1 protein-coding gene and 1 tRNA gene are annotated in these 1,042 nt (G+C 49.7%); one reads left to right on the forward strand and one right to left on the reverse strand.

All coding sequences use genetic code 11. From position 1 onward, the window contains the following. The first annotated feature begins 20 nt into the window (after window positions 1-20). Window positions 21-97 (forward strand) — tRNA-Pro (locus D6694_03920). 336 nt (window positions 98-433) lie between these two features. Here D6694_03920 and D6694_03925 read toward each other — a convergent pair. Continuing rightward, the gene (locus D6694_03925) at window positions 434-811 is read right to left on the reverse strand and encodes a helix-turn-helix domain-containing protein (GenBank protein ID RMH46044.1); all 378 of its coding nucleotides are present in this window, start codon (window positions 809-811) and stop codon (window positions 434-436) included. Window positions 812-1,042 lie beyond the last annotated feature (231 nt).

The following is a 1,042-nucleotide window of genomic DNA, read 5'->3' on the forward strand; positions in this document are numbered from 1 at the left end:
GTGGTAAATACCGCCTCCGTCGGGGTGTAGCGCAGCCTGGTAGCGCACCTGCCTTGGGAGCAGGGGGTCGCTGGTTCGAATCCAGTCGCCCCGACCATTAAAAACAGCCACTTAGACAATATGTCGAGTGGCTGTTTTTAGTTTCTGGGGCTACTTTTGTGGCTACTGAACGCTGTGCTGAGAGGGTTCATTCCATGGCCACAATCCTCGTGGTGCATCAGCACGATCGGTCCTCCGTTTTTCCGCTGTCAGGTCATAGCTTCGTGTGACGGTCCCGCTCGGAGGGGGATAGGGCGGCCAACAGTGCTTAGGCACTTGTAAGGGGCTCATGTTCCCCTCGTTGAGATGTCGATGGTGACAACAAGGCAGACTCACCATGTTTCGCTTAGTGAAAAACTGTCCATGCCTTGTCTGGCTCCTGGTTGGATGAACATCAATCCAATTTGACACCCGCTGCTGCACAGACCCGGCGAATCATCAGCTTGCCCGTCTCGTCGGCCTGGCGGTAAGCGGCGACAAGCAGGCGCTCGTCCTCGCTCAAGCTGCTTTTGCTGCCGCCAAGAACCAGGTCATCCAGAGATACGAAGATCCCGTGTTCAGCTGCGACTTCAACCAATGTCGCAAGTTCGCTGGCGGTAAAGTCAGATTCGCCATGTTCCTTGCGACTGATGGTGGTGTAGCTCATCCCCAGCCTTTCCCCCATCTCATGCAGCGTCAACCCCAGCTCCTGCCTGAGCTTCCGGATACGCTTGGCGGTCTTTGTCATTGTGACCACTCCCTTCTTATGAGTGAATATTTGAATGTTACGCATTTTAAGTAAAAATGATAAGAAAAAAATTAAAACAAAAAGAGATGTTTAAAGATGAGTCAAAAAAAATAATCACGAAATTGTGGCATTCAAGGGTGGGGTAGTAAATTGGTTGATTGCAGGCGTTAATGTTGTTATAAAAGATGTAAAGTAAAGGGAAAGATGTTTTCTATAAAGTATCTAGTGCAAGAACTTAGTTATGCGGTTTGAGATAGTTCTTGCGAACTTCCCTGA

The sequence above is a fragment of the Gammaproteobacteria bacterium genome (assembly GCA_003696665.1).
GTDB lineage: Bacteria > Pseudomonadota > Gammaproteobacteria > Enterobacterales.

Excerpts from the sequence above, each read along its gene's own strand:
- D6694_03925 (RMH46044.1), bottom strand. The coding sequence starts at position 811 with ATGCGTAACATTCAAATATTCACTCATAAGAAGGGAGTGGTCACAATG.